General features: G+C 42.7%; 26 protein-coding genes. 23 read left to right on the forward strand and 3 right to left on the reverse strand.

Annotated features, from left to right (window positions below; genetic code table 11):
* Positions 1-11: 11 nt before the first annotated feature.
* The 6 genes from IE339_RS03970 (at position 12) to paaX (ending at position 5977) form a co-directional block, all read left to right on the forward strand.
* Complete coding sequence (locus IE339_RS03970) at positions 12-317, forward strand: EthD family reductase (RefSeq protein WP_053399472.1); 306 nt, start codon at positions 12-14, stop codon at positions 315-317.
* A gap of 83 nt (positions 318-400) precedes the next feature.
* Positions 401-1174, forward strand: coding sequence for an enoyl-CoA hydratase-related protein (locus IE339_RS03975; RefSeq protein WP_242173740.1), 774 nt, complete (start codon positions 401-403; stop codon positions 1172-1174).
* Positions 1175-1190: 16 nt separating this feature from the next.
* On the forward strand, positions 1191-2708 hold the full coding sequence (locus IE339_RS03980; protein ID WP_242173742.1) for an aldehyde dehydrogenase family protein: 1518 nt from the start codon (positions 1191-1193) through the stop codon (positions 2706-2708).
* 84 nt (positions 2709-2792) lie between these two features.
* Positions 2793-3668, forward strand: coding sequence for a 3-hydroxyacyl-CoA dehydrogenase (locus tag IE339_RS03985; RefSeq protein WP_242173743.1), 876 nt, complete (start codon positions 2793-2795; stop codon positions 3666-3668).
* Positions 3665-4876, forward strand: coding sequence for an acetyl-CoA C-acyltransferase (locus IE339_RS03990; RefSeq protein ID WP_242173745.1), 1212 nt, complete (start codon positions 3665-3667; stop codon positions 4874-4876). The genes IE339_RS03985 and IE339_RS03990 overlap by 4 nt, the downstream gene beginning before the upstream one ends.
* Before the next feature lie 204 nt (positions 4877-5080).
* A complete protein-coding gene (gene paaX / locus IE339_RS03995; protein WP_242173747.1) occupies positions 5081-5977 on the forward strand; it encodes a phenylacetic acid degradation operon negative regulatory protein PaaX in 897 nt (298 codons plus the stop codon).
* 32 nt (positions 5978-6009) lie between these two features.
* Here the strand turns inward: paaX and IE339_RS04000 are convergent, their stop codons facing one another.
* Positions 6010-6522 (reverse strand): gamma carbonic anhydrase family protein, encoded by a 513-nt coding sequence (locus IE339_RS04000; protein ID WP_242173749.1) that lies wholly within the window; start codon positions 6520-6522, stop codon positions 6010-6012.
* Between the two features lie 80 nt (positions 6523-6602).
* Here IE339_RS04000 and IE339_RS04005 point away from each other — a divergent pair, with 80 nt between their 5' ends.
* The 7 genes from IE339_RS04005 (at position 6603) to IE339_RS04035 (ending at position 14246) form a co-directional block, all read left to right on the forward strand.
* Positions 6603-7565, forward strand: a complete 963-nt coding sequence (locus tag IE339_RS04005) for an NAD(P)H-dependent flavin oxidoreductase (RefSeq protein ID WP_277933940.1) — start codon at positions 6603-6605, stop codon at positions 7563-7565.
* A gap of 259 nt (positions 7566-7824) precedes the next feature.
* Complete coding sequence (locus IE339_RS04010; RefSeq protein WP_242173751.1) at positions 7825-8220, forward strand: thioesterase family protein; 396 nt, start codon at positions 7825-7827, stop codon at positions 8218-8220.
* Positions 8221-8279: 59 nt separating this feature from the next.
* Positions 8280-9413 carry a Leu/Phe/Val dehydrogenase gene (locus tag IE339_RS04015; RefSeq protein WP_242173753.1) on the forward strand — a complete coding sequence of 378 codons (1134 nt, stop codon included), beginning with the start codon at positions 8280-8282 and terminating at the stop codon, positions 9411-9413.
* Positions 9414-9432: 19 nt separating this feature from the next.
* On the forward strand, positions 9433-10500 hold the full coding sequence (gene pdhA / locus IE339_RS04020) for a pyruvate dehydrogenase (acetyl-transferring) E1 component subunit alpha (RefSeq protein ID WP_053399481.1): 1068 nt from the start codon (positions 9433-9435) through the stop codon (positions 10498-10500).
* On the forward strand, positions 10500-11519 hold the full coding sequence (locus tag IE339_RS04025; RefSeq protein WP_242173755.1) for an alpha-ketoacid dehydrogenase subunit beta: 1020 nt from the start codon (positions 10500-10502) through the stop codon (positions 11517-11519). The genes pdhA and IE339_RS04025 overlap by 1 nt, the downstream gene beginning before the upstream one ends.
* A 12-nt stretch (positions 11520-11531) precedes the next feature.
* Positions 11532-12785: a dihydrolipoamide acetyltransferase family protein gene (locus IE339_RS04030; protein ID WP_242173757.1), complete on the forward strand. Its 1254-nt coding sequence runs from the start codon at positions 11532-11534 to the stop codon at positions 12783-12785.
* A gap of 90 nt (positions 12786-12875) precedes the next feature.
* Entirely contained in the window at positions 12876-14246 is a 1371-nt protein-coding gene (locus IE339_RS04035) for an amino acid permease (RefSeq protein ID WP_242173759.1), read from the forward strand.
* A 49-nt stretch (positions 14247-14295) separates the two neighbouring features.
* On the opposite strand, the gene prpE is transcribed toward IE339_RS04035, so the two are convergent.
* Entirely contained in the window at positions 14296-15036 is a 741-nt protein-coding gene (prpE, locus tag IE339_RS04040) for a bis(5'-nucleosyl)-tetraphosphatase PrpE (RefSeq protein ID WP_242173760.1), read from the reverse strand.
* A 226-nt stretch (positions 15037-15262) separates the two neighbouring features.
* On the opposite strand from prpE, the gene mgtE reads away from it, so the two are divergent.
* The 10 genes from mgtE to IE339_RS04090 all read left to right on the forward strand — a co-directional run bounded on the left by mgtE (position 15263) and on the right by IE339_RS04090 (position 25102).
* Positions 15263-16639, forward strand: coding sequence for a magnesium transporter (gene mgtE / locus IE339_RS04045; protein ID WP_242173762.1), 1377 nt, complete (start codon positions 15263-15265; stop codon positions 16637-16639).
* A gap of 39 nt (positions 16640-16678) precedes the next feature.
* Positions 16679-18535, forward strand: a complete 1857-nt coding sequence (locus IE339_RS04050; protein WP_242173764.1) for a monovalent cation:proton antiporter family protein — start codon at positions 16679-16681, stop codon at positions 18533-18535.
* Between the two features lie 136 nt (positions 18536-18671).
* Positions 18672-19451, forward strand: a complete 780-nt coding sequence (gene fabI / locus IE339_RS04055) for an enoyl-ACP reductase FabI (RefSeq protein WP_242173767.1) — start codon at positions 18672-18674, stop codon at positions 19449-19451.
* Positions 19452-19710: 259 nt separating this feature from the next.
* On the forward strand, positions 19711-20214 hold the full coding sequence (locus IE339_RS04060) for a CotO family spore coat protein (RefSeq protein WP_242173769.1): 504 nt from the start codon (positions 19711-19713) through the stop codon (positions 20212-20214).
* A 152-nt stretch (positions 20215-20366) separates the two neighbouring features.
* Positions 20367-20702, forward strand: coding sequence for a DUF1360 domain-containing protein (locus IE339_RS04065; protein ID WP_242173771.1), 336 nt, complete (start codon positions 20367-20369; stop codon positions 20700-20702).
* Positions 20703-20729: 27 nt separating this feature from the next.
* Positions 20730-21470, forward strand: a complete 741-nt coding sequence (locus IE339_RS04070) for a sugar phosphate nucleotidyltransferase (RefSeq protein ID WP_242173773.1) — start codon at positions 20730-20732, stop codon at positions 21468-21470.
* Positions 21467-22414, forward strand: a complete 948-nt coding sequence (gene rfbB / locus IE339_RS04075; protein WP_277933941.1) for a dTDP-glucose 4,6-dehydratase — start codon at positions 21467-21469, stop codon at positions 22412-22414. The genes IE339_RS04070 and rfbB overlap by 4 nt, the downstream gene beginning before the upstream one ends.
* Positions 22415-22429: 15 nt before the next feature.
* Positions 22430-23263, forward strand: a complete 834-nt coding sequence (rfbD, locus tag IE339_RS04080) for a dTDP-4-dehydrorhamnose reductase (RefSeq protein ID WP_242173776.1) — start codon at positions 22430-22432, stop codon at positions 23261-23263.
* Positions 23256-23711, forward strand: a complete 456-nt coding sequence (locus tag IE339_RS04085; protein ID WP_242173778.1) for a dTDP-4-dehydrorhamnose 3,5-epimerase family protein — start codon at positions 23256-23258, stop codon at positions 23709-23711. The genes rfbD and IE339_RS04085 overlap by 8 nt, the downstream gene beginning before the upstream one ends.
* 95 nt (positions 23712-23806) lie before the next feature.
* On the forward strand, positions 23807-25102 hold the full coding sequence (locus tag IE339_RS04090) for a glycosyltransferase family 2 protein (protein WP_242173780.1): 1296 nt from the start codon (positions 23807-23809) through the stop codon (positions 25100-25102).
* 13 nt (positions 25103-25115) lie between these two features.
* Here IE339_RS04090 and IE339_RS04095 read toward each other — a convergent pair whose 3' ends face one another.
* Entirely contained in the window at positions 25116-25967 is an 852-nt protein-coding gene (locus tag IE339_RS04095; RefSeq protein ID WP_242173782.1) for a CgeB family protein, read from the reverse strand.

Raw genomic sequence — 25967 nt, forward strand, 5'->3', positions numbered from 1 at the left:
GGAAAACAGACATGGTTAAATTAATCGCGCTATACAAACATCCGCAAAACAAAGAGGAGTTCGACAAGCACTATTTTGAAACACATGGTCCAATTACTGCAAAAATTCCAGGGCTACGCAAAATGGATGTGACAAAAATTGTTGGCTCTCCAATGGGCGGAGAAGGCGATTACTACTTAATGTGTGAAATGTATTATGACGACCATGAATCATTAAAGCAAGGAATGCGTTCTGCAGAAGGGAAAGCATCTGGAAAAGATTTAATGGGCTTTGCCGCTGAGCTTGTCACACTCATGATTGGTGAAGAAGTCGAGTAAATACATCCTGTTCATTTTCAACTATTCACTAGGCTTTCTTCGGAAAGCCTAGTATTACAAAATGATAGGGAGGGACTATTCATATGTTTGAAACCATTCGTTACGAAGTAAAAGACGGCGTGGCATGGATTCGGTTAAATCGTCCAGATACGCTAAACGCCTTTATTGCGAAAATGAACCATGAAATAAAGGATGCGATCGAAGAGTCTTCGATACATAATGACGTGCGTTGCATAGTCATCACAGGTGAAGGTCGCGCATTCTGTTCTGGTCAGGATTTATCAGAAGTTGACGAATCGATGGATCATGGGCAAGTGCTACGTGAGCATTACGGTCCAATGATGCTTGAGATGATGAAATGTGAAAAGCCGATAATCGCAGCCGTTAATGGTGTGGCAGCTGGTGCAGGCTTCAGTCTTACCCTTGCCTGCGATTTTCGAATTGCATCTGAAAAGTCAAGCTTCCTAAATGCGTTCGTTCATGTAGGGCTCATACCTGATTCGGGAAACCTCTACTATTTAACAAGATTAGTAGGGAAAGCAAAGGCAGCAGAGCTTTCAATCCTAGGCGAGAAGATTCCAGCCGACCAGGCGATGCAAATGGGGCTTGTGACAAAGGTAGTGTCAGCGGATGCGTTGCAATCCGAAGTAGAACAGTTTGCTTTAAGGCTAGCGAAGATGCCAACAAAAGCAATTGGCTTAATCAAACGCCATTTGCAATTTGCTGATGAGCTATCCTTTGAATCCTATCTTGAAAAAGAAGCAGATGGTCAGCGTGCAGCAGGACGCACTGCCGATCATCGTGAAGGTGTTCATGCTTTTTTAGAAAAACGAAAACCAACGTTTACAGGAAGATAAAAGGAGTGTGTCTAATATGTCGACAGTTCAAAATCCAGCAGTAGAAAAGCCAGTGATGAAACGAAATTTTTATCATTTAATTATTAACGGTGAAAAAGTCGAAAGCAGCAATCATGGCACGTTTAAAACATATAATCCAGCTACTGGAGAGGTTATTGCGGAAGTAGCCAAAGCGACAAAGGACGATGCTGAAAAAGCTGTTCAAGCGGCACGAAATGCCTTTGATCACGGCAAGTGGAAAAAGTACCCGATTAATAAACGTTCTCGTATTATTAATAAAATTGCTTCCATTATGCGCGCTCGTTTCAATGAGCTTGTTGAGCTAGAGATTTTAGATACAGGAAAATCCCTTCAAGCGGCACAAGGGCAAGTAATGCAGGCAATCGAGGACTTTGAATTTTACGCCGGTGCAATCGTGGCTCATCGTGGCACGGTAAATTCAGTTCCAGGTCAATTCCATAACTATACGGAGAAAGAGCCGGTAGGAGTGTGTGCTCAAATCATTCCGTGGAACTATCCGCTTATGATGGCAGCTTGGAAGGTGGCACCTGCTATTGCAGCAGGATGTTCAGTCGTCGTAAAACCAGCTACCCTTACACCGCTAACGGCGATTGTTTTAGGGGAAATCTGCTTAGAAGCAGGTGTTCCAGAAGGTGTTGTTAATATTGTTCCTGGTTCTGGTGCTGACGTTGGGAACTATTTAGTGGAGCATAAAAATGTTGATAAAGTAGCCTTCACTGGCTCTACACCAATTGGTAAAAACATTATGGAGCGCGCATCGCAAACGTTAAAACGCGTTACGCTCGAGCTTGGTGGGAAATCACCTAATATCGTGTTTGAAGATGCGGATCTAGATGCAGCTGTTGATGGTTCGCTATTTGGAATTTTTTATAACACCGGTCAATCCTGTGAAGCTCGCTCTCGCTTGTACGTTCACGAGGATATCTACGATGAGTTTGTGAGCAAGTTCGTTGAAAAAACGAAGAAGCTAAAGCTTGCGAATCCGTTTGATAAAGATACGCACATTGGGGCAATTATTGATCAAGGTCAGTTAGATGTGATTGATGGATACGTAAAATCAGCGATCGAAGACGGTGCGACGATTTTAGCAGGGGGAAAACCAGCAAAAGTAGAAGGGTTTGAAAATGGCTTCTGGTATGAGCCAACTGTGATTGTTGATGTGAATCATGACATGAAGGCCGTGAAGGAAGAAATCTTTGGTCCGGTCGTTGTGATTATGAAGTTTAAAGATGAAAAAGAAGCGATCAAGCTTGCGAATGATACGGAATATGGACTTGGATCTGCGCTTTGGACGAAGGACGGAGCTCGTGCGACACGCGTTGGGAACCAAATTCAAGCAGGTATTGTGATGGTCAACTGCCCGTTCTCAGCTTTTCCAGGCACGCCGTTTGGGGGCTACAAGCAGTCAGGATTCGGTCGAGAGCTTTGCGTGGAAACACTCGATTTATATACAGAAACAAAAAGTATTATCTCGTATTACGGAAGCCGTCCATTAAATCCGTTCGGCGTATAACATGATTTAACAATGAGTACGAAGCGTTCGTCTTTAAGAGAACCATTCGTACTCATTTTCATAAGGGAAAAGGAGAGGATGTTAATGATTAATCAGATCGTAGTGGTCGGATCAGGTGTGATGGGACGAGGAATTGCCTATGTTGGTGCACTAGGAGGATATACGGTTACGTTAGTTGACGTAAACGATGAAGCACTTAAAAAGGCGGAGGATGAAATCGAAAGCATTTTTGAAAAGGGATTGTCTCGTCAAAAATTAACGATTCAACAGGTAGACGAATCAAAGAAGAATTTATTTTATTCCACCAATTTGAGTCAGGCAGTTAGCGGAGCGGACTTAGTAATTGAAGCTGTCCCGGAAAAAGAAGAAATCAAAAAACAAGTGTTTGAAACACTCGAGGAACATGCGCCGGAGCGCTGCTTTTTTGCGACAAATACATCTACAATGAGCCCAACAGAGATTGCGTCCTATGCAAATCGTCCTGAAAAAACCATTGCGATGCACTTTTTCAATCCTGTACATAAAATGCCTCTCGTTGAAATTATTCGAGGGTTAGAGACAAGTGATGAAACGGCGAAGATTATCAAAGAGGTAGCCGAAAAAATGGGCAAAGAAACGGTCGTGATTAACGAATTTCCTGGCTTTGTTACGAGTCGCATCAGCGCTTTAGTAGGCAACGAAGCGTTTTATATGCTTCAAGAAGGGCTCGGATCTCCAGAAGATATTGATAAGGCGATTAAGCTAGGACTGAACTATCCGATGGGACCATTTGAACTCGTGGATCTTGTTGGGCTCGACGTTCGTTTAAATAACCTCCGCTACCTACATAAAAAGCTAGGGGAGAAATACCGTCCAGCACCGCTTCTTGAGCAATACGTAAAAGCAGGGAGATTAGGAAGAAAAACCGGAAAAGGAATTTATGATTACACGACTACCGAGAAAGAGATGATGAAAAAATGAGAGAAGTCTTCATTGTTGATGCGGTTCGCACACCGATTGGTCGCTACAAAGGAGGGTTAAAAGACGTTCGTCCAGATGATTTAGGAGCAGTTGTCATTAAAGCGCTTCTTGATCGTAATCCTAACCTTCCTGCTGATCAGATTGAAGAAGTTGTGTTTGGTAATGCCAATCAGGCAGGTGAAGATAACAGGAACGTTGCCCGTATGTCAGCATTGCTAGCTGGACTGCCGACTTCTGTGGCTGGTACGACAATTAATCGTCTATGCGGATCTGGACTCGATGCAGTTATTTATGCAGCGAGAGCCATTGCGGTTGGCGAAGGTGATATGTACATTGCGGGTGGTACAGAAAGTATGACTCGCGCTCCGTTTGTGATGGCAAAACCAAGCAAAGATTTTCCGCGTGGCAATATGGAAATGTATGATACGACGATCGGCTGGCGTTTTACAAATGCGAAGTTAGAAAAAATGCACGGGGCGGATTCAATGCCGCAAACGGCTGAAAACGTTGCAAAGCGCTTTAACGTGTCACGAAGCGATCAGGATCAGTTTGCGTTTGAAAGTCAGCAGCGAGCCAAAAAAGCGATGGAGACGAATCGCTTTGCAGATGAGTTAGTGGCAGTTACGTATAGAGATCGAAAAGGAAAAGAGGTTGTCGTTGATAGGGATGAGCATCCTCGACCAGATACGACGCTAGAAAAGCTAGGTAAGCTAGCGCCTATTTTCCAAGATGGGACGATTACGGCCGGAAATGCTTCAGGAGTTAATGACGGTGCTTCTGCTTTGCTGGTTATGAGCAGAGAAAAAGCCGAGGAGTTAGGGTTAAAGCCGCTAGCAAAATACGTTGTAGGAGCAACAGCTGGACTTGAGCCGTCTATTATGGGAATAGGTCCTGTCTTTTCAACGAGAAAAGCGCTACAGCGTGCAAAGTTGACCGTGAACGACTTAGGTCTAGTGGAGCTGAATGAGGCGTTTGCATCTCAATCGTTAGAATGCATTCGTCAGCTTGAGCTTGATCGAGCGAGGGTGAACGTCAACGGTGGGGCAATTGCCTTCGGTCATCCGCTCGGTGCAAGCGGAGCGCGAATTTTAACGACGCTTGTTCATGAGATGAAAAAACAGCGCGTTCAATACGGTCTTGCGACAATGTGTGTAGGGGTAGGACAAGGAATTTCGATGATTGTAGAGAATGTTGGGGAATCAATTTAGAAAAGAAGTGTCCCAGAAGAACGTGCAGTATTAATAAAGGCGATAAGGCGGATTGGATCGACCAGGAAGGAATCCGGCCAATCCGCTCCCTTTTTCCGTGTTTTTAATTGTTGCGACAATTGCGAAGTATCAGATATGATAATAATAGATTTTTAGTTATCCAGCGGAAACAAGGTGCTGTACACATGGAAAGAGTGAATGCAAATGAGTACGAATACACAATCAATGATTTTTACAATTTACGGTGATTATATTCGCCATTATGGCAACAAAATTTGGATTGGAAGCCTGATTCGGTTGCTTAAGGAGTTTGGACATAATGAGCAGGCTGTTCGCGTGGCCGTTTCGCGTATGATGAAGCAAGGTTGGGTAGAGTCTGAAAAGCAGGGAAACAAAAGCTACTATTTCTTAACTCCACGCGGTGTGACGAGAATGGAAGAAGCAGCTAGACGAATATTTAAGCTAAATCCACATCAGTGGGATGGAAAGTGGCGTATGGTCATTTACAGTATTCCTGAAGATAAGCGGCAAATTCGCGATGAGTTTAAAAAAGAGCTGCTTTGGAGTGGATTTGGAAGCTTTTCAAGCGGCTGCTGGATTTCTCCGAACAATCTAGATAAAGAAGTGAATCTGTTACTGGATAAATATGATATTAAACCGTACGTGGACTTTTTCCTGATGGAATACAAAGGACCGAGCGAAAGCCAATCTCTTGTCGAGCGAAGCTGGTCGCTAGGTGAAATTGAAGAAAAGTACGAGCAGTTTATTACAACTTACAGCAAGCGCTACATCGTTCATCAAAGTATGATGCAAAGCGGCGAGATGACAGATGCAGAATGCTTCGTCGAACGAACAAACATCGTTCATGAATACCGGAAATTTTTGTTCGTTGATCCTGGGTTACCGGAGGAACTTTTGCCATCCCCGTGGAGCGGCAATCATGCCTCACTGCTGTTTAGTCAGTATTATAAGCTTTTAGCGGAGCCTGCTAATCGGTTTTTTGAGGAGATTTTTCAAGAAGGAAATGATCTGAAGCAAAAGGATCAGCGCTATGATGCCAGCTATCATCCGCTAATTAGTGAACAGCGAACGAGAGATTAATAGAAAAGCCCTCCTGTTGGAGGGCTTTTCTATTAATCCAGGATTTCCTTAAATTCGATGCCTTTTTGAACATACGTGTTAATAGAAAGGTTAATAAGCTCCACGTCTTTTTCACCAATCTCCCGGACGACTTTTCCTGGAGAGCCTACGACAAGGGAGCGAGGAGGAATCTTTTTACCAGAAGGAATGAGCGTGTTGGCACCAATAATGCATTCTTCGCCGATTTCTGCTCCGTCTAAAATAGTAGAACCCATTCCAATGATCGAGCGCTTGCCGATTTTACAGCCATGAAGAATAACGTTATGACCAACCGTGACGTCATCTTCAATGACAACAGGAGATCCTTCAAATAAGTGAATCGTGGCGTTGTCTTGAATGCTACAACGTTTTCCGATCACAATCGCATCTTCATCTCCACGTAGAACGGCATTGAACCATACTGTTGACTGTTCGCCAATGGTAATATCTCCAATTAAATAAGCGCCTGGTGCCACAAAAACGCTCTCATGAATGCGAGGCGTATGTTCTTTATATGAAATAAGCATTGAAATCCTCCTTTTTAAATTTTCTTAATTGTTTTTCTTTTTGCTCTATTATAACATTATTAAAAAGGGGAGGGGTAAAAGTGAAACATGTTTTAGAAAAAATTGGTCTAATCTATCCAATTATTCAAGGTGGGATGGGGAACATTAGTAACGCCCCGCTAGCAGCGGCGGTATCGAATGCCGGAGGACTTGGTACGGTCGGGTGCGGAACGATGACTCCGGAAGAGGTAGAAGCTATTATTTTAGAAACAAGGCGTAAAACAGAAAAGCCGTTTGCAATAAATATTCCTATTACAGTGACACCGTATCTAAACGAAATGATTCATTTGGTGATCAAGCATCAAATTCCGGTCGTTTCGTTATCCGCTGGAAACCCAGCGCCGTTTATCTCTATGTTTCATGAGCATGAGATACACGTCATTGCTGTGATCGCCTCCGTCAAGCATGCAAAAAAAGCAGAGGAAGCAGGCGCTGATTTGCTAGTAGCTGAAGGATATGAAGCTGCTGGGATCAACTCTAGTCTGGAGCTAACGACGTTTACACTTATTCCACAAATTGTGCAGCAAGTGAAGGTTCCGGTCTTTGCAGCAGGAGGAATTGGTGACGGGAAAGGGCTTGCGGCTGCTCTGATGCTTGGAGCAAGCGGTGTACAAATTGGTACGCGATTAATTGCAACGAAAGAGTCCCCTGTTCATGATGCGTACAAGAAAGGATTAATAGAGGCAGCTGATACGGATACGGTTATTGTCGGACGTTCTATTGGTAAAGTAAGAAGAGTGCTAAAAAACTCGTATGCTCATAAGCTAGTAAAAAACGAACAGCATGGCATAACTAGTGAGCAGTATCAGAATTTAACATCGGAAGCACAGCATGTTGTAGGGGCAATGAAAGGTGACTTTGAGAACGGATTTGTAAACAGTGGGCAAATAGCAGGACTTATTTCCAGCACGCCAACTGTTCAGCAGTTGTTTGACGAAATGATGGATGAAGCGAAGCAACAAATGATGAAAAGATTGCAAGAGCTCGGCTCATTTTCGTTCTAACGATACTCCTTTTTACAGGGAGTATTTTTTATTTTGGGATGAAAATCGGAAACATTTATTTTAGGGACGCATGTATATTTATAATATGAAGAAAATCATCATAAAAATTATTCAAAACATAACAAAAACAAGCATGAATTTATTCATTTTGTTATGTTGTAAATGTTTTTGATAAGGTAATATTAAAAGTGAATTGTTTTCTGAATAATTTAATTAATCTAATTAAAAAGATAATTTTTAGCGATGAAAGGGTGAGAACATGAAACACGGAATGAAGGTGGGGGATGTAGCAACAGTAGTAGCAACAGTCACAGCCGAGCAATTTGCTCAGTTTGAAGGAAGTGTCGTACATCCAGCATACTCAACGGTTTCAATGGTGTATCACATGGAATGGGCTTCACGTAAAATCATTTTGCCTTTCTTAGAAGACGGTGAGGAAGGAATCGGCGCGGCTGTTTCCGTTAAGCACATAGCGCCGACAGGAGAAGGAACGACTGTGACAGTAGTGGCGACCGTAACGGAAATTAAGGGAAACATTATTGTCACGAAAGTAGAGGCGCGAAATGAGCGGGGGTTAATAGGGGTGGGGGAAGTGAAACAAGCAATTTTACCAAAAGAAGATATTCAGCAAAAACTCCTTGAGTCCATTCAATAATTCTGCGAATATGTAAAACTAATTATGTAAGCGTTTTCTTTTTAGGGGGAGCATAAGAGATGATTAAACATATAGGGTACGAACAAGAAACGTTGTTAGATAAAATGCATGGTCATGAACAGGTTGTTTTTTGTAATGATCCATCGACTGGTTTACGAGCAATCATTGCGATTCATAATACGACGCTTGGTCCAGCGCTCGGTGGGTGTCGCATGTTTCCTTACAGTTCAATGGATGAGGCGTTAGAGGATGTTCTTCGTTTATCACGAGGAATGACGTATAAATGTGCGGCTGCAGATGTTGATTTTGGTGGGGGGAAAGCCGTCATCATCGGTGATCCTTTGAAAGATAAGTCCCCTTCATTATTTCGGGCTTTCGGACAATTTGTCGATTCGTTAAACGGTCGATTCTATACAGGAACAGACATGGGAACGTCCATGGAGGATTTTATTTCAGCCTCCAAAGAAACAAACTGCATTGTTGGCGTTCCAGAAGCGTACGGAGGAGGAGGCGATTCCTCTGTTCCAACAGCTCTTGGCGTTGTGTATGGATTAAGAGCGACGAACAAAGTTGTCTTTGGAACAGATGATTTGGCAGGTCGAACCTACATTATTCAAGGACTTGGCAAAGTAGGATACAAGGTGGCTGAGCAATTGCTAGAAGCAGGTGCTGATTTGTATGTGAGTGATATTAACGAAGAGGCTGTAAAAGGAATTCAAGCACGAGCAAAAGAGCTTGGAGGAACAGCACAATTTCTTGAAAAAAACGACGTATACAAAGCTGAAGCAGATGTATTTGTTCCATGTGCGTTCGGAGGAATTATAAACGATGACACAATCGATCAGCTAAAAGTCAAAGCGGTGGCCGGCTCAGCAAACAACCAGCTGTTACTGCAAAAGCACGGTGAGGCGTTAAAGAAAAAAGGTATTTTATATGCGCCTGATTACATCGTAAATGCAGGTGGGCTCATTCAAGTAGCTGATGAGCTTTATACGTACAACAAAGAGCGCGTGTTAGCGAAAACGAAATCCATTTATACGTCACTACTGGAAATTTACAAGCAGGCAGATCTAGATGATATCACCACGAGTCAAGCAGCGGATCGCTTCTGTGAAAAACGTATTCAAGATCGCAAGGAGCATAACAGCTTTTTTACGCACACGAAACGCCCAAAATGGGAGATTCGCAAATAACTTTTTATGAGGTGATAAGATGACGTCAGAATTCTCAATGTTTCAAGTTATCGGTGAAAATGGCCAATTAATTGATGAACGCTATAAACAAGATATGACAGAAGACCTTATCAAAACGTTTTATTATCATATGCTTCGCATTCGTACGTTTGATCGTAAAGCAATAAGCCTTCAAAGACAGGGACGCATTGGAACATATGCCCCGTTCGAAGGGCAGGAAGCCTCACAGGTTGGAAGTGCGCTCGCACTTGGCAAGGATGATTGGGTATTTCCTACGTATCGTGATCACGGCGCAACGTTAACCTTTGGCGCGAATATGGCTCGCACGTATTTATACTGGAACGGACGCGTTGAAGGATGTGTACCGGAAGAAGGGAAAAAAATCTTTCCTCCTGCTGTACCAATTGCAACGCAGCTTCCGCATGCGGCAGGTGCGGCGATGGCAGAGCAACGCAAAGGAACGAAAAATGCTGCGATTGCGTACTTTGGTGACGGTGCGACGTCAGAGGGTGACTTTCATGAAGGTCTCAACTTTGCGAGCGTGTTTAAAGCACCTGTCATTTTCTTTAACCAAAACAACGGGTTTGCCATTTCCGTTCCCATTCAAAAGCAAATGAATTCGGATACGATTGCCCAAAAAGCAGTGGCTTACGGGATACCGGGTGTTCGCGTGGACGGAAACGATATTTTTGCCGTGTATTTTCAAGTAAAAGAAGGCTTAGAACGGGCGCGGAACGGAGAAGGACCTACGCTCATTGAAGCAATGACATGGAGATACGGTGCGCATACGACCGCAGATGATCCTACCAAGTATCGTGATCAATCAGACAGCACATTGATTCGTGAAACGAGAGATCCACTGATGCGCCTTGAGCGTTATATGAAGGTCCATGATTTATGGGATGAAAAGTGGATGGAAACGATTGAACAAGAGATAGCGAGTGAAATAGATAGCGCGGTAAAAGAAATGGAAAGCTATCCACCGCCAAACGTGCACGATTTATTCGATTATACGTTTGAAAAACCGACCTGGACAATCGCTAAGCAAAAAGAGGACTATCTTCAATTTAGTAGGAGGGAAGGGTGATGGTAATGAATATGGATCGTCACGCAGACAGTAGCACCAAAACAAAGCAGTTAACGCTTGTTCAAGCGGTAACGGATGGTCTTCGAACAATGCTTGAAGAAGATGATCGTATCCTACTTCTTGGAGAGGACATCGGTAAAAACGGTGGTGTGTTCCGCGCTACAGAAGGCTTGCAGGAGCAATTCGGGGAAAATCGTGTCATTGATACGCCGCTTAGTGAATCGGGCATTATTGGAACGTCCGTTGGGCTTGCGGTTAATGGCTTTAAACCAGTGGCAGAAATGCAGTTTTTAGGGTTTATTTATCCAGCCTACGAGCAAATTATGACGCACGTATCGCGAATTCGAATGCGCACGATGGGAAGATATACGGTTCCAATGGTCATTCGTGCCCCTTATGGAGCGGGCATTCACGCACCGGAAATTCATTCAGATAGCGTTGAAGCATTGTTCACTCATATGCCGGGCATTAAAGTCGTTTGTCCATCTTCTGCTTACGATGCGAAGGGACTTTTAATTGCGGCTATTGAAGATCCAGATCCTGTTTTATTTTTAGAATCCATGAAAATTTACCGCGCCGTTCGTGATGAAGTTCCAGAAGGAAAGTATACGGTTGAGATCGGAAAAGGGAAAAAGCTAAAAGACGGAGATGACGTAACGATTATCGCATGGGGAGCTATGATTCCGGTTGCGATGAAGGCAGCAGACGAAGCTGAAAAGCAAGGGATCACAGCTGACGTCATCGATCTGCGTACCCTCTATCCAATTGATAAGGATATCATTGCGGAATCTGTTCAAAAGACGGGGCGAGCGGTCATCGTTCATGAAGCGCACGAAACGGGAGGACTTGGAAATGACTTAATTTCCATTATTAATGATACGTCGTTTCTTTATATGAAATCACCAATTGAACGTGTCACAGGGTTTGACGTGCCTGTTCCATTCTTTGCACTCGAAGAACATTACTTACCAACACCTCAGCGTGTACTAAAAGCCATCGAAAAAGTCGTTCATTTTTAGGAGGGGAATACATTGGTTGAAGTGAAGCTTCATGATATTGGAGAAGGAATGACAGAAGGAGAAATTATTCATTATTTAGTAAAAGTGGGCGATACGGTGAAGGTGGATCAGCCCCTTGTCGAAGTACAGACTGATAAAATGGTCGCGGAGCTTCCGTCCCCAGCTGCTGGGAAAGTGAAAGACATTATGGTGGATTGCGGAAAAACCGTTTCAGTTGGTACGACGCTAATCGTGTTAATGGGAGAAGAAGGCGAAGAAAGAGTGGTCGAGGCTGCACCTGTTAGTCAGTCACCGTCCACGCCAGTTAGCGTTAAACCTCAAGCGGAAGCTCCTGTAAAAGGTGCTCGAAAGGCCATTATTGCGGCCCCTTACACGAGGAAAATCGCTCGTGAATTTGGCGTCGATATTAACGAAATCACAGGAACTGGTCCAGTCGGAAGAATTACGGTGAAAGATATTTATGATTTTGTGAAAGAACGAGATCAAAAAGCAGCGCCTGCTGTAGAAAAAGAAAATGTACTTCAAGACCCTACACCAGCACCTAACGCTCATCAAGAAAAAGAACCGGTCGCTCAGCACGATGTAATTCCGTTTAGAGGCCGCCGCAAACAAATCGCGAAAAAAATGACGCAGTCACTTTATACGATTCCTCACGTTACTCATTTTGAAGAAGTCGATTTAACCGAGCTTCTTTCATACCGAACGAATTTAAAGGCGATGGATATTCATCTTTCAGCTGTTGCCTTCTTCATAAAAGCATTAATCGTTTCATTAAAACAATTTCCAGTCTTCAATGCGAAGTTAGATGAAGACAACGAAGTAATTCGGTTAGAAAAGGAATATAATATTGGAATTGCAACAGATACAGAGGACGGTTTAATTGTTCCTGTTATTCACCGAGCAGATCAGCTTTCTATACGTGACCTTCATACGGCACTAAAGGATTTGACGAAAAGAGCGAAAGAAGGAGCGCTTACGGCTGCCGATTTGAGAGGCGGGACGTTCACGATTAGTAACGTGGGACCTCTCGGAAGCGTAGCAGCCACTCCGATTATTAATCACCCTGAAACAGCGCTTGTGGCATTTCACAAAACAAAGAAAATGCCTGTAGTGATGGAAAATGATGAAATTGCGATTCGTTCGATGATGAACATGTCCATGTCCTTTGATCATCGCGTAGCGGACGGAGGAACAGCCGTTGCGTTTACGAATCGCTTCAAGCAATTAATGGAAAACCCTTTGCTGTGGCCGGTTGAGTTAATTTAAGCATGTACAAACGTTCGTAACTCCTATAAGATGTATAGGAGTTACGAGTATTACATACTCAGTAACGATCAAGATAAAGGAGGACAAGCAATGGAGGATTCATCACTTCAAAAGAAGCTACTTCCACGACATATAAGCTTAATGGCCATGGGCGGTGCGATCGGTACAGGCGTGTTTAAGGGAAGTTCTGAAACCGTCTCGCTAGCAGGACCTGGGGTCATTTTTACGTATATTTTTGCGGGGCTTCTTTTATTAGTTGTTATGGGATCAATTGCAGAGATGGCGATTGTCTATCCAAATACAAATATGAAAGGGTTCGTGCAAAAGGCATTTGGAAAACGAACGTCGTTTGTGATCGGCTGGATGTACTGTTTTATGTGGCTTGCCGTCTGTATTATCGAGGTGGTCGTTGCCGGAAGCTTTTTACAGTACTGGCTCCCATCGGTTCCACTTTGGATTTTGAGTCTCGCTTGTGCAGTTGTCATTATTGGAATTAACACAATGAATGTGAAAAAATATGGAGAGTTTGAGTTTTGGTTTGCTGGAATTAAAATCGGCATGATTATGGTATTTATCGTGCTAGGGGCTTGTATTCTATTCGGAATTATCCCAAGCAGTGGTTCCAACTATATGCAAAACTTTACCGCGCACGGCGGCTTTTTCCCGAACGGCTGGATGTCGATTTTTTCTGCGCTATTAATTGTTATGTTCTCTTACGGGGGATCAGAGCTAATTGGCGTTACGGTAACAGAAGCGCAGGACGCAGAGCGCGTGTTACCAAAAGTGATTAAAAGCTTTATTTTCAGAATAGTGCTATTTTATACGCTGCCAATTCTGATTATTTGCGGATTAATTCCGTGGGATAAGCTAGGTGATCAAGCGAGTCCATTTGTTCAAGTATTAGCAACCACAGGCTTGCAAGGAGCCTCTCATATTATGAACGCCATTTTAATTACGGCTGTTTTATCAGCTGCTAACTCTGGTATTTACGGATGTACACGTATGATGCATTCACTTGCTCAGGACGGTGAAGCACCAAAAGCTCTTTCAAAGGTATCTAAAAGTGGTGTGCCGATTTACGGACTGCTCATTAGTGCTGTTGTCTTAATTTGTGGCTCGATGATTGCTTACTTTGCGCAAAATAATGTATTTACCATTTTAATGGCCTTCCCAGGATTTGTTGTATCATTAGTATGGATTAGCATTTGTTTGGCACAGCATAAGCTCCGCCCGACCTATGGAAAAACGCCAAGCTTTAAAATCTGGGGGTTTCCATATATTACGGCGATCACAGCGCTTATTTTAACCGGCATTTGTATTATGTTCTTATTTAATGAGGAGAACCGCGTTAGTATCATCACATGTCTGATTTTGCTTGCTGTTTTAGTGTTAATATCAATCTTTAAATTTAGACATACAGATGAGAAGCATACAAATACAACAGAAGAAAAAATCGGCTAACGATTTTTCTAAAAGAGGAGCAGGTACTCACACCTGCTCCTTGTTTGTGTTAATCAAACGAACGGAATTTTTCCTCTACATAAGGCATTGTAGACGGAACGGATACAGTGGTCATTTCTGGATATTGAAAAGCTGTCAGAGCACCACCAAACACAGCGCCGGTATCAATATTGATCGTATGATTCATCTGTCTAGGCGTTTTAACTGGGGTATGACCATACACCACAAAGGAATCGCCGTGATAATCTTTTGCCCAATCCCGTCGAATCGGCATTCCTTTTTCATCTGTTTCACCGGTAATGTCCCCGTATAAAACGAACGTTCTTACCTTTTTGTCATAGCGCCCAATATAGCGCTCACGAATCCCTGCATGGGCAATGATCAGCTTTTGATCAAACAACTCCACGTAAAGAGGCGCTTTTTCATACAGTTCTGTAAACATGTGTGTAATCTTTTTCTTTTCAGCAGGTGAACAGGCCTCATATTCTGCAACCGTTGTTTCAAGTCCGTGCTTGTGCTGTACTTTATTTCCTTGAAAAAAGCGATAAAGCTTATCACAGTGATTGCCCGGTGCGTAAAAGGCGATCTTTTTTTCTACAACGAGCTGATACACGATGCGAATGATTTTAAGTGAGTGTGGTCCTCTGTCTGTTAAATCCCCCACAAAGGCGAGCTGCCGTCCGTTTGGATGAATTGGAAGACCGCTTCCCCATGTGTAGCCTAGCTTTGTCGTAAGGTCTTTAAATTCTTGATAGCAGCCGTGAATATCGCCAATAATATCAATTTTCATTTGGATAACACCTACAGTATGAGTATTTTCGTTTGAAACGATAACTTGTTATTAAAATAACACATTTTTTGTGCAAACTATTCATAAGAGGAGTCGTTTTGTTTTAAAAAGCAGTGGGTAGGTGGAGAAGATAAAGGCGTTTTTCCTCATTTGAGTAGTTAAAGGTTGAAACAAACAGCGTTTCATAATAAAGTAGAGGGAGTTTTTTTGAGAGGAGGAGGAAGCAATGAGTGAACAAGGAAAGGAAATGAACGAAGCCCAGCTGAACGTTCACCTTCTAGAGCTGTTGGATTTAGAAGCGATTGATGATTTTCGTGATGAGTTTTTGGAGATGCACCCATATGATCAAGCGAAATTTTATATGCTGCTCATTCCTGAACAGCGCCAAAAGTTGTATCAATTTCTATCGCCTGAAGAAATGGCAGAGGTGTTTGAAAATCTAGAGATTCCTGAAGAGAATTACCAAGAGCTTCTATCTGAAATGCACCCGACGTTTGCAGCAGACATGCTTGGTGAAATGTATGCCGATGATGCGGTCGATGTGTTAAACGAGCTGGACAAGGAGCAAGTAGCGAGTTATCTGACTATCATGGACGGTGAATCAGCAAAAGAAATTAAAGATCTGCTTCACTACGAGGAGGATACCGCAGGAAGTATCATGACAACGGAGTATGTGGCCATTCGTTCACATCAAACCGTTCGTTCTGCGATGCAAATTCTCCGAAAAGAAGCGCCTGATGCAGAAACAATCTACTACATCTTTGTCATAGATGAAGAAAAGAAGCTAGTGGGCGTCGTTTCTCTCCGCGATCTCATTGTTTCTGACGAAGAGACGATGATCTCTGACATTATGAATGAGCGTGTCGTCTCAGCCTCTGTTGCAGATGATCAGGAAATTGTGGCGAAAACCATGCGTGATTATAATTTCCTGGCGATCCCCGTTGTTGATTTTCAAAAGCATTTGTTAGGGATTATTACAGTCGATGACGTGTTAGATGTTATCGATGAAGAAGCCTCTGAAGATTATTCAAAGCTTGCCGGTGTTAGTGACGTTGAGTCGATGAATACTAGTTCGCTGCAGGCGGCAAAAAAGCGGCTGCCTTGGCTTGTAATCCTCCTGTTTTTAGGAATGATGACCGCGAGTCTAATTGGTCATTTTGAAGATACATTGAATAAAGTGGCGATCTTAGCCGTATTTATACCATTAATTGCAGGGATGTCAGGGAATACGGGAACACAGGCGTTAGCGGTTGCAGTCAGAGGACTTGCGACAGGTGATATTGAGCGGGAAGGAATTTGGAAAATGATCATGCGTGAGCTTGGTACAGGATTAATCGTTGGTACATCCTGTGGGATTCTTGTAACCGGTGTGGTATACGTATGGCAACATGATTTCTTTCTCGGACTGCTAGTCGGGATTTCCATTTTTGCTACGCTGATCGTCGCAACACTTGCCGGTGCACTCGTTCCAATGTTAATGCACCGCCTTAAAATTGACCCTGCGGTAGCTTCAGGACCATTCATTACAACGCTAAATGATTTACTTAGTATTTTGATCTATTTTGGTCTTGCGACAACGTTTATGAGCTACCTTCAGAAATAAACATTCAACCTAGATTATACACAAAGAGGAGGAATAAAAATGAACCATGACGCATCTATTACATCACTTGTAATCGTCGTTATTGCCGCATTTTTAACGCCTATTTTACTTCATCGCTTTAAATTGAGGATCCTGCCTGTGGTAGTAGCTGAAATTATCATGGGCTTAATTATTGGTAAAAGCGGGCTTGATTTAGTGAAGCCAGATATGTGGATTGAAACGTTATCAAGCTTAGGCTTTATTTTTCTCATGTTTTTAAGCGGGCTAGAAATTGATTTTTCGGCCTTTGCCGGAAATAAGAAAAAAGAAAAACTTTCGAACGGAAAAGAAGCACCCAATGCTTTTTCGGCCGCACTTATCGTTTTTATGGCGATTTTCATTGTGTCGTTAGTGTTATCTTATCTGTTCGTTTGGGCAGGCTTTATTGAAAATGCCTTTTTAATGACGTTAATCATTTCGACCATTTCCCTTGGGGTGGTTGTTCCAACGTTAAAAGAAGAACAGATTATGAAAAGCTCCATCGGACAAACCATCTTGCTAATTGCCGTTATTGCGGATTTAGTGACGATGATCCTGCTAGCGGTTTTCGTTTCTCTTAATGATAAGGGAGGCGGCAGCACATGGCTGTTGCTTATTCTGTTCGGAGTAGGCGTTATCTTTTATGTGGGAGGAAAGGTGTTTCAAAATCGCTCCTTCATTGAAACGATGTCAAAAGGGACGATTCAAATTGATACACGAGCGGTGTTCGCTCTTATTATCATCCTTGTTGGCGTATCAGAAAAAATTGGTGCAGAAAACATATTAGGTGCGTTTTTAGCCGGTGTGCTCGTATCGTTGCTGTCTCCGAATGAAGAGCTCGTTCATAAGCTAGATTCGTTCGGATACGGATTTTTAATTCCAATCTTCTTCGTGATGGTAGGGGTGGATCTTGATGTATGGTCACTCTTCAGCGATAAAAAAGTCCTAATCTTAATGCCATTACTGTTAGTTGCACTTTTAATTTCTAAAATCATTCCGGTGTGGATTTTGAAGAAGTGGTTTGATACGAAAACAGTTCTTGCTTCTGGATTTCTATTAACGTCCACGCTTTCACTCGTAATTGCAGCTGCGAAAGTGGGACAGAACTTAAACGTAATTAGCAGCCAAGTATCAGGGGCACTCATACTCGTCGCCATCATTACGTGTATTATTACACCGGTTATTTTTAAAAAATTGTTCCCGAAAAAGCAAATCGAAACAAATCGTATTCGAGTCAACTTTATCGGTGCAAACAACCTGTCACTTCCCGTTACGCGTGAATTGAATCCAATGTATTATGATGTGACGATGTATCATCCGAGACAGGAGAAGCTTGATCGAATGATGATCACCGATTCTCTGTTTGAGATTGTCGAAATTGATAGCTATGAAGCAGACGTGATTAAAAACAGTCGCGCCTGTGATACGGATATTTTAGTCATTACGACGGGCGATGAAGAGCGAAATGCACGCGTCGCATCCGCAGCGAAAAGTGAAGGAATTGATCGCGTCATTGCCCGAGTAGAGCATCCAGAGCTCATTAACGAGATGCGTGAGAAGGACATTGAAGTATTTAGTCAGTTGTTATCCACAACGTCACTTTTCAAGTCACTCATTGAATCACCATCCGTTCTCGATATTATTACGAATCAGGATATGGCCCTTTATCAGGTGAACCTGAAAAATCATAAATATGATGGCATTCTTTTAAGGAAATTCCCGTTTACTGGAGACGTCATTTTTGTTCGGATTTTCCGTGGAAACGACTCAATTGTTCCTCATGGTGATACGGAGCTAAAAGTTGGCGACGAGCTCATCGTGACAGGATCTCCTGAGTATGTAAATGAATTGAAGTTAGTTCTTCAGTCTAGAGGATAAAGGAAAGCGGCAGACGATGGTCTGCCGCTTGTTTTATGCAGGTCGTTTAGAGTATTGTAATGATAATGGATTATGGTATACTGATATTAATACTAGGTACTAATAACTTGTGTTAAATAGGAGGATTACATTTATTATGAAAAGTCTATCCCTTGAAAATCGTAATGTAGTAGTTATGGGCGTTGCGAATAAACGAAGCATTGCTTGGGGCATCGCGCGTAGCCTACACGAAGCGGGTGCACGCTTAATTTTTACATACGCTGGAGAACGCTTAGAGAAAAACGTTCGTGAATTAGCAGATTCTCTAGATCGCAACGATTCGATCGTGTTACCTTGTGACGTAACAAATGATGAAGAAATTCAAAAGTGCTTTGCAGATATTAAAGGGCAAGTAGGTGTGATTCACGGTGTGGCACACTGTATCGCATTTGCAAACAAAGAAGATTTAGAAGGTGACTATGTGTCAACGAGCCGCGACGGCTTCCTATTAGCACATAACATCAGCTCTTACTCTTTCACAGCTGTAGCAAACGCTGCAAAAGAGCTAATGACAGAAGGTGGAAGCCTTGTAACGTTAACATACTTAGGCGGAGAGCGCGTTGTTCAAAACTACAACCTTATGGGTGTAGCAAAAGCGTCGCTAGATGCAAGCGTGAAATATTTAGCATCTGACCTAGGTCAACATAAAATCCGTGTGAACAGCATCTCTGCTGGTCCAATTCGTACGCTTTCTGCAAAAGGAATCAGCGACTTCAACTCTATTCTTAAAGACATTGAAGAGCGCGCTCCTTTACGTCGCACAACAACGCAAGAAGAAGTTGGTGATACAGCGGTATTCTTATTCAGTGAATTATCTCGCGGAATCACAGGTGAAAACCTTCACGTTGATTCTGGATTCCATATCATGGCACGCTAATTGTTCGTGCAGGAAGCCTCCCTTTGTCGGGAGGCTTTTTTTGTTGTATCGGCGTGTGGCTCTCCACTCGATTTTAGACTTGTATCGCTCCGTTTACGGTGATCATGAATCCAATTGGAGAATCTATCGTTCACTTTTTAAAAGTAATTGGTCACTTTAATTCCTCATTTCATCTCCCGTATTCATTTTGAAAAAGTGACAAGTTTTTTTGTGAGCAGGCATACACTTGTAACAGAATCCATGAAATGGAGGGGTGTGTATGACTGAGTCACGTTCGAAATCGGAACGCAATGAGCCGTTAATGTATATTGTTCAGCCGAAGATTCAAGAAATGAGTCGTTCGATGCAATATTATTTCCATTCTAATCAGGAGCAGCAGCCACAACAGCCACAGGCTACTAAAGCACCAAAACAGGAAGTGGAAAAGCAGGCGCCTGTGAAGGAAGCTGCACCAGAGAAAAAAGTAGAGCCAAGCTTTGCGCTCATTGAGTCTGTTCCAGCTAGTGAAAAAAAGAAAGAAGAACAAAAGGGTCCAAACAAAATGTTTCAGCATATGTCAGTGGAGGAGAAAGCGAACTTTTTGCTTCAGTTTCCAAAGCACATGTCACAGCCCGTCTGTGATGTTGAAACGAAAAATCAAACGTACCGAGGAACCATTGTTCAAATGACACAGGATGCGATGTATATTATCATCCCACCTCATGCAGAGAAAACAGAGATTGCACTAAAGGATATTAAGCAATTATCGATTGTTAAAATTTAATGAAATTCTTGCGAAGCTAACATGAACACGGTCTGTGTGTTAGCTTTTTTTACTGTATTGAAGTTAAAACAAGCAACATAAACAAGTTCTGTCACATAGTGTATTACAAGTATTCTTCACTATGTGCAACAAGATAGAGGAGGATGCTTTCCATGACGTGGCTTTATTTAGTTCTCTTTGTGTTTGCGACATTCCGTCTAACTAGGCTGATTGTATTTGACAAGATTACATGGTTTATTCGCGCTCCCTTTCATGAAGTGATTGAAGAAAAGCAAGAGGACGGTACTGTTGGTACGTATCTTCATGTAAAAGGAAAAGGACTCAGAAAGTGGATTGGGGAACTTTTGAGCTGTTACTGGTGTACGGGTATGTGGTGTGCTATCGCTCTGTATTTTGGCTTGGTGTATGCGTCTGCCATTGTCCTTCCGATCGTGATTATTTTAGCGGTGGCTGGATGCGCAGGTCTGATTGAAAACATGATCAAATAGACAGAAAGGAAGGGGGGCTTTCAACAAGTGAAAGGCGTGATATTAGCAGCAGGAAAAGGCACAAGGCTTCGTCCTTTTACGCAGTATGTGAATAAGCACTTACTTCCCGTTGGACCGTATCCAATGATCTTTTGGCCGATTTATAAGCTACGAGAAGCAGGGATTACAGATATTTTAATTGTCGTCAATAATCGTGAGGAACTGATGTATCAAAGACTGCTCGGAAACGGTGAGGGGCTTGGTGTAGCGCTTCAATATGTCAAGCAAGGCGAGATTAGCGGTCTTGCTTATGCAGTTGGATTAGCAGAAGAATTTGTAGACGGTGAGAAGTTCGTCGTTCTTCTTGGTGATAACTTGTTTGAGGATTCCCTCACATCGTATGTGGAGAAATTTCGCTTGCAATCAGAGGGTGCAAAGGTACTTCTAAAGGAAGTAGAAGAGCCTGAACGTTACGGTATCGCTACTCTTTGTGAGCAAACACAATCGATTTTACACATTGAGGAAAAGCCTAGTAACCCATTGTCCAATTATTGCGTAACCGGTATTTATTTTTACCATGAGGATGTTTTTGAGCGAATTAAAAACGTGTCCCAATCGGATCGGGGCGAGTTTGAAATTACGGATGTTAATAAGCAGTATGTGAACGAAAAGCTTATGAAAAGTGAAATGCTAACGGGGTGGTGGCTTGATGCAGGGACTCATCGTTCGTTGTTTCAAGCAAATCAGCTTGCGTATCAATTTTTGCATGAAAGAGGCGACCTGACGTGAGGCGGATTCTTGTGACCGGAGGCGCTGGCTTTATCGGAAGCGAATTTATAAGGCAAATGATGAAGTACACGGAGGATGAAGTGACGAATGTAGATCTTCTCACCTACGCGAGTTCGGAGAATGCGTTAAGGGAAGTAGACAGTCATCCGCGTTACCGATTTATTCAAGGAGATGTTAGTAAGAAAAGTGATGTCGAGCGAATCTTTGAACAGCCTTATGATGTCGTCGTCCATTTTGCAGCGGAATCTCACGTAGATCGAAGCATTGAAAGTCCGGAGCGGTTTTTAGAAACAAATATTATGGGGACGTATCAACTTCTCGAGCAGGTAAAAAGGTCACCTCAAACTCGGTTTTTACAAGTTTCCACGGACGAGGTATACGGAAGCTTAGGAAATGGAGATTCTTCGTTCACAAGCACAACGCCATTATCGCCTACGAATCCGTATGCGGTTTCAAAGGCAAGTGCAGATATGCTAGTGCTTTCCTATGTGCGGACGTATGGAATAAAGGCGATGGTGTCTCGGTGTTCGAACAATTATGGGCCTTATCAGCACGAAGAAAAGTTCATTCCAAAAGTGATTCGAAATGCGCTCACTAATCAGCCTATTCCAATCTATGGTGACGGACAACAAATTAGAGACTGGTTGTTTGTTGAAGATCATTGTGAGGGTCTTCGAAAGCTGTTAGATGTAGGGAAGTCCGGTGAGGTTTATCATTTTGGTGGGTTGCAGGAGAAGCGAAACATTGAAGTGGTGGAGCAAGTATTAGCTTATCTTCAAAAGCCACGATCATTGCTTCAGCACGTACAAGATCGAAAGGGACATGATTATCGCTACAGCATGTGCTGGAAAGAGACGGAGAAGTCTATTAAGTGGCGTCCATCGACACCGTTTGATGAAGGGTTGAAGCGAACAATCAGGTGGTACGAAGAAAATATGAAGTAAAGGTAGGGGATGCTTATGAAAGTGATAATTACTGGTGGAACCGGTCAATTAGGCACCTATCTCACTCAATTACTTAAAAAAGATTGCGATGTATATACTTATTCGAAGCAGGAGCTAGACATTACCGATCCAACGCATCTAGAGGAAAAAATGGTCTCCGTTCAGCCAGACGTGGTGTATCATTGTGCAGCGTTTACGAACGTTGATCAGTGCGAGGAGGAGGCGGAGCGTGCGTTTATGATTAACAGCTTTGGAGCGCGCTCTGTGGCAGCAGCTTGTCAAAGTGTAGGCGCAAAAATGGTGTATGTAAGTACGGATTACATTTTTGATGGTGAAAAGCCGTGTCCTTACCTTGAGACAGATAAACCAAATCCCTTGAACATTTACGGCAAAAGTAAATGGCTTGGGGAGCGCTTGGTGCAGTTAGAAAACCCGAACAGCTATATTGTCCGAACGTCCTGGCTGTACGGAAGAAATAAAAACGGCTTTGTTGATACGATGCTAGAGTGTGCAAGGATGAATAAAGAAGTCGAAGTGGTACACGATCGTACAGGATCCCCTACGTACACAAAGGATCTGGCGCTTTTATTGCGCGATATTATTGACCTGAATCCTGGCGTGTATCACGTATCAAACACAGGGGCTTGTAGCTGGTATGAATTTGCTCAAGAGATTTTTGAACGAATTGGTCAAAAGCGAAACTATGTGCGGCCGATTACGAGCAAGGATTACCGAGTTAAGGCAGTCCGACCAGTGAATTCAGCGCTGCAAACTCATTATGACCTGCCGCTTCGCCACTGGAAAGATGCGCTAGATGCTTATATGAACGAGGAGCTTTTCTGTGATTAGCGGTGTAAAAGTTAAACCATTGCTGAAGCATTGTGATGATCGCGGCTTTTTCGCTGAGCTACTTCGAAGCGACGAATCACTTTTAGAAGAGTTTGGGCAGGCGTCGCTATCGATGAGCTATCCAGGTGTAATTAAAGCCTTCCATTATCACGAGCATCAGGATGATTTGTGGTTTTTTCCGAGCGGTAATGCACAGGTTGTTTTACACGATTTACGCCCGCATTCGTCAACGTTCCAGCAAACCTCTACTCATTATATGGGGGAGCACAATCCAATCCTGCTGTTGATTCCTAGAGGTGTGGCACATGGGTATCGGGTGCTAGGGGAAAATCCCGCCACCATTCTGTATTTTACGAATCGCCCGTATGATCCTAAAAACCCAGATGAGCATCGGATTGCGTGGAACAGTGAGGAGATTGGGTACGACTGGACAACAAAATATCGGTAATTTTTTAATATGTGTTACGGATGAGGGCTGTCCATAGCACATATTTTATTTATGCGTACATATACATTGTTATAAAACAGAGAGGTGATCTGGAGATGAGTGAAAAAGTTACGGTTATCCTCACTAGCTATAACAAACCGCAATCTGTCGGAAAGTCAATTGAAAGTGTATTAGATCAAAGCTTTGAAGATTGGGAGCTTTTCATTATGGACGACGGGTCTAATGCGGATACACAAAACGTCATTGCTTCTTATTTAGAGGATTCACGTATTCGTTATCACAATAGCGGAATTTCCGACTCAGACCGTTTTAAAACAACGAGGTATGCAACACTCATTAACGAAGCTATTGAAAAATCTAGCGGTATGTATGTTACATATTTGACAGATGATAGCTTCTATTTTCCAGATAGACTATCAGAAATGGTCACGTATTTAAAAGAGCACCCAAAAGCAGAGGTAGTTTATTCGAATCAAGAGGTTCGGGTCATGAATCAACATTATAAAACGAACTCACAGTTCATCCGTAAAACAAGAGGCGTTATTCGTGATCCTCAGAATACGGTTGATCATTGCTCGGTTATGCATACGAGATCCCTAGCGGAAAAGGTGAAAAAAGAGTACGGCTCTTATTGGGACGATCATCCTCAATATTGGCATAACGGCGATGCGGCTTTTTGGGCGCGACTTGCAGCGTTCGTAGACTTTTACCCGTTGCCACAAACGTTAGACGCTACGGTTAAGACACCTGGGTCCTTTCAACGATTAAATCAATACCTTCCTCACCATCTTCCAACAGGTACGTTAATTAAAGGCCTTTGTGATGACATTTACATGGTTGATCATGAAAAAAGAAGACAAATTGAGCGTGAAGCTTTTGAAGCATTAAAATACCGCATGGAAGATGTCGTAGAAGTTCCAGATCCAACGCTGTATAAATATTTAGAGGGAATACCCGTTACGAGGCAGTCATTAGGAGAAGCCGCTCTGTTTCCGACAAATCGTTTTGTGACGACGAAAAAGCGCTCCACGATCTACTACATTGAAGGCAACCAAAAGCGTCAGGTAGTAAATCGGAAAGTATGGAAGAAATTTAGAATTCAAGAAAAAGAGATCCTACTAGTATCCGAACGTGTTCTCAACGAATTTCAAACAGGTGAGCCGATTTTTCCGATTATTTCCGCTAAAAACCTTGTTCCAAATGGGTTCGTGTTTAAGTACGAAACAAATCTGTACATCTCAGATAATCATCAGCTTCTGCTCATTCCTCCGCGTGTGGCACAAAAATTAAAGCTGTCAAAGCGCGTCCCGATTGAGCTTGCGCGCAGTGAGTTTGCAAGTATTCCAAAAGGCCAGCCCCTAGAGTGGAAGTTAAGTATGTTAATGCCATAAAAGAAAAAGAGGACTATCGCGATGAGCGATGGTCCTCTTTGCATGTATTTATAAAGTCAATCATCGTTTGCACTCGTGTAAGAAACGTATGATCTCTTTGGGCTCGGAGCATCGCCTGATGTGCAATATCCTGTCGTTCGGTTTCGTTTTGTAAATAGTACGTTAGCTTTTGAAGCAGCTCATCTTCACCAGCATATGAAACAATTTCTTTTCCAATTTCAAAAGCCGCTTGCAACCCTTCTGTATGAGGGAGAAGTTGAAATGATCCGCAAGAAGCGATATCAAAAGTCCGATTATTTATGCTGCTATTGGGGATACCTGTTTGATTTTCATTCATGCTTTCCTGCGAATCACGAAGCGTGTTTAAGTTGATTTTAGAACGCCTGTAAAAGGATGCAATCGTACGCGGAGGAAACCAGCCTTCGTGAATATGAAGTCGAGAGGAAGCAAGATGTTCTGCCACATGTTTTTTCCATTTCCCAACGACCGTTACGTGATGTGGGGTTTCCTGAAGAATGAGCTTTAAGAGATTGAGTCGGTTTTGATACGGATAGCCAACGAAGCTAATCTCATGCTGAACAGGTTCATCATTTTTATAAAACACGTGTGAATTCGTACCAAGTGGCAAATGTAAGACGTGTGGATGAAACGTTTTATAAAAGCGAACAGAGTTAGCTTCAATGGACATAACAGCATCATATTCACGAACATAGGTAAGTGTACGATCCGTATAATAAGGGTCTTCTGTTAGCCAAACTCCGCACATAATACGGCGCTTACGCAAGTACTGCAACTTATAAAGAGGGAGCTTATCACCCACCATTGTGATCATAATGGTGGGACGGAATTTTGTTATCTTTTCCAA

The sequence above is a fragment of the Priestia koreensis genome, from assembly GCF_022646885.1.
In the GTDB taxonomy this organism is placed as follows: Bacteria; Bacillota; Bacilli; order Bacillales; family Bacillaceae_H; genus Bacillus_AG; species Bacillus_AG koreensis_A.

What these genes read in the sequence shown, in the direction of transcription:
- IE339_RS03970 (WP_053399472.1), top strand. Translation starts at nt 12, where the DNA reads ATGGTTAAATTAATCGCGCTATACAAACATCCGCAAAACAAAGAGGAG.
- IE339_RS03975 (WP_242173740.1), top strand. Translation starts at nt 401, where the DNA reads ATGTTTGAAACCATTCGTTACGAAGTAAAAGACGGCGTGGCATGGATT.
- IE339_RS03980 (WP_242173742.1), top strand. Translation starts at nt 1,191, where the DNA reads ATGTCGACAGTTCAAAATCCAGCAGTAGAAAAGCCAGTGATGAAACGA.
- IE339_RS03985 (WP_242173743.1), top strand. Translation starts at nt 2,793, where the DNA reads ATGATTAATCAGATCGTAGTGGTCGGATCAGGTGTGATGGGACGAGGA.
- IE339_RS03990 (WP_242173745.1), top strand. Translation starts at nt 3,665, where the DNA reads ATGAGAGAAGTCTTCATTGTTGATGCGGTTCGCACACCGATTGGTCGC.
- paaX (WP_242173747.1), top strand. Translation starts at nt 5,081, where the DNA reads ATGAGTACGAATACACAATCAATGATTTTTACAATTTACGGTGATTAT.
- IE339_RS04000 (WP_242173749.1), bottom strand. Translation starts at nt 6,522, where the DNA reads ATGCTTATTTCATATAAAGAACATACGCCTCGCATTCATGAGAGCGTT.
- IE339_RS04010 (WP_242173751.1), top strand. Translation starts at nt 7,825, where the DNA reads ATGAAACACGGAATGAAGGTGGGGGATGTAGCAACAGTAGTAGCAACA.
- IE339_RS04015 (WP_242173753.1), top strand. Translation starts at nt 8,280, where the DNA reads ATGATTAAACATATAGGGTACGAACAAGAAACGTTGTTAGATAAAATG.
- pdhA (WP_053399481.1), top strand. Translation starts at nt 9,433, where the DNA reads ATGACGTCAGAATTCTCAATGTTTCAAGTTATCGGTGAAAATGGCCAA.
- IE339_RS04025 (WP_242173755.1), top strand. Translation starts at nt 10,500, where the DNA reads ATGGTAATGAATATGGATCGTCACGCAGACAGTAGCACCAAAACAAAG.
- IE339_RS04035 (WP_242173759.1), top strand. Translation starts at nt 12,876, where the DNA reads ATGGAGGATTCATCACTTCAAAAGAAGCTACTTCCACGACATATAAGC.
- prpE (WP_242173760.1), bottom strand. Translation starts at nt 15,036, where the DNA reads ATGAAAATTGATATTATTGGCGATATTCACGGCTGCTATCAAGAATTT.
- mgtE (WP_242173762.1), top strand. Translation starts at nt 15,263, where the DNA reads ATGAGTGAACAAGGAAAGGAAATGAACGAAGCCCAGCTGAACGTTCAC.
- IE339_RS04050 (WP_242173764.1), top strand. Translation starts at nt 16,679, where the DNA reads ATGAACCATGACGCATCTATTACATCACTTGTAATCGTCGTTATTGCC.
- fabI (WP_242173767.1), top strand. Translation starts at nt 18,672, where the DNA reads ATGAAAAGTCTATCCCTTGAAAATCGTAATGTAGTAGTTATGGGCGTT.
- IE339_RS04060 (WP_242173769.1), top strand. Translation starts at nt 19,711, where the DNA reads ATGACTGAGTCACGTTCGAAATCGGAACGCAATGAGCCGTTAATGTAT.
- IE339_RS04065 (WP_242173771.1), top strand. Translation starts at nt 20,367, where the DNA reads ATGACGTGGCTTTATTTAGTTCTCTTTGTGTTTGCGACATTCCGTCTA.
- rfbD (WP_242173776.1), top strand. Translation starts at nt 22,430, where the DNA reads ATGAAAGTGATAATTACTGGTGGAACCGGTCAATTAGGCACCTATCTC.
- IE339_RS04090 (WP_242173780.1), top strand. Translation starts at nt 23,807, where the DNA reads ATGAGTGAAAAAGTTACGGTTATCCTCACTAGCTATAACAAACCGCAA.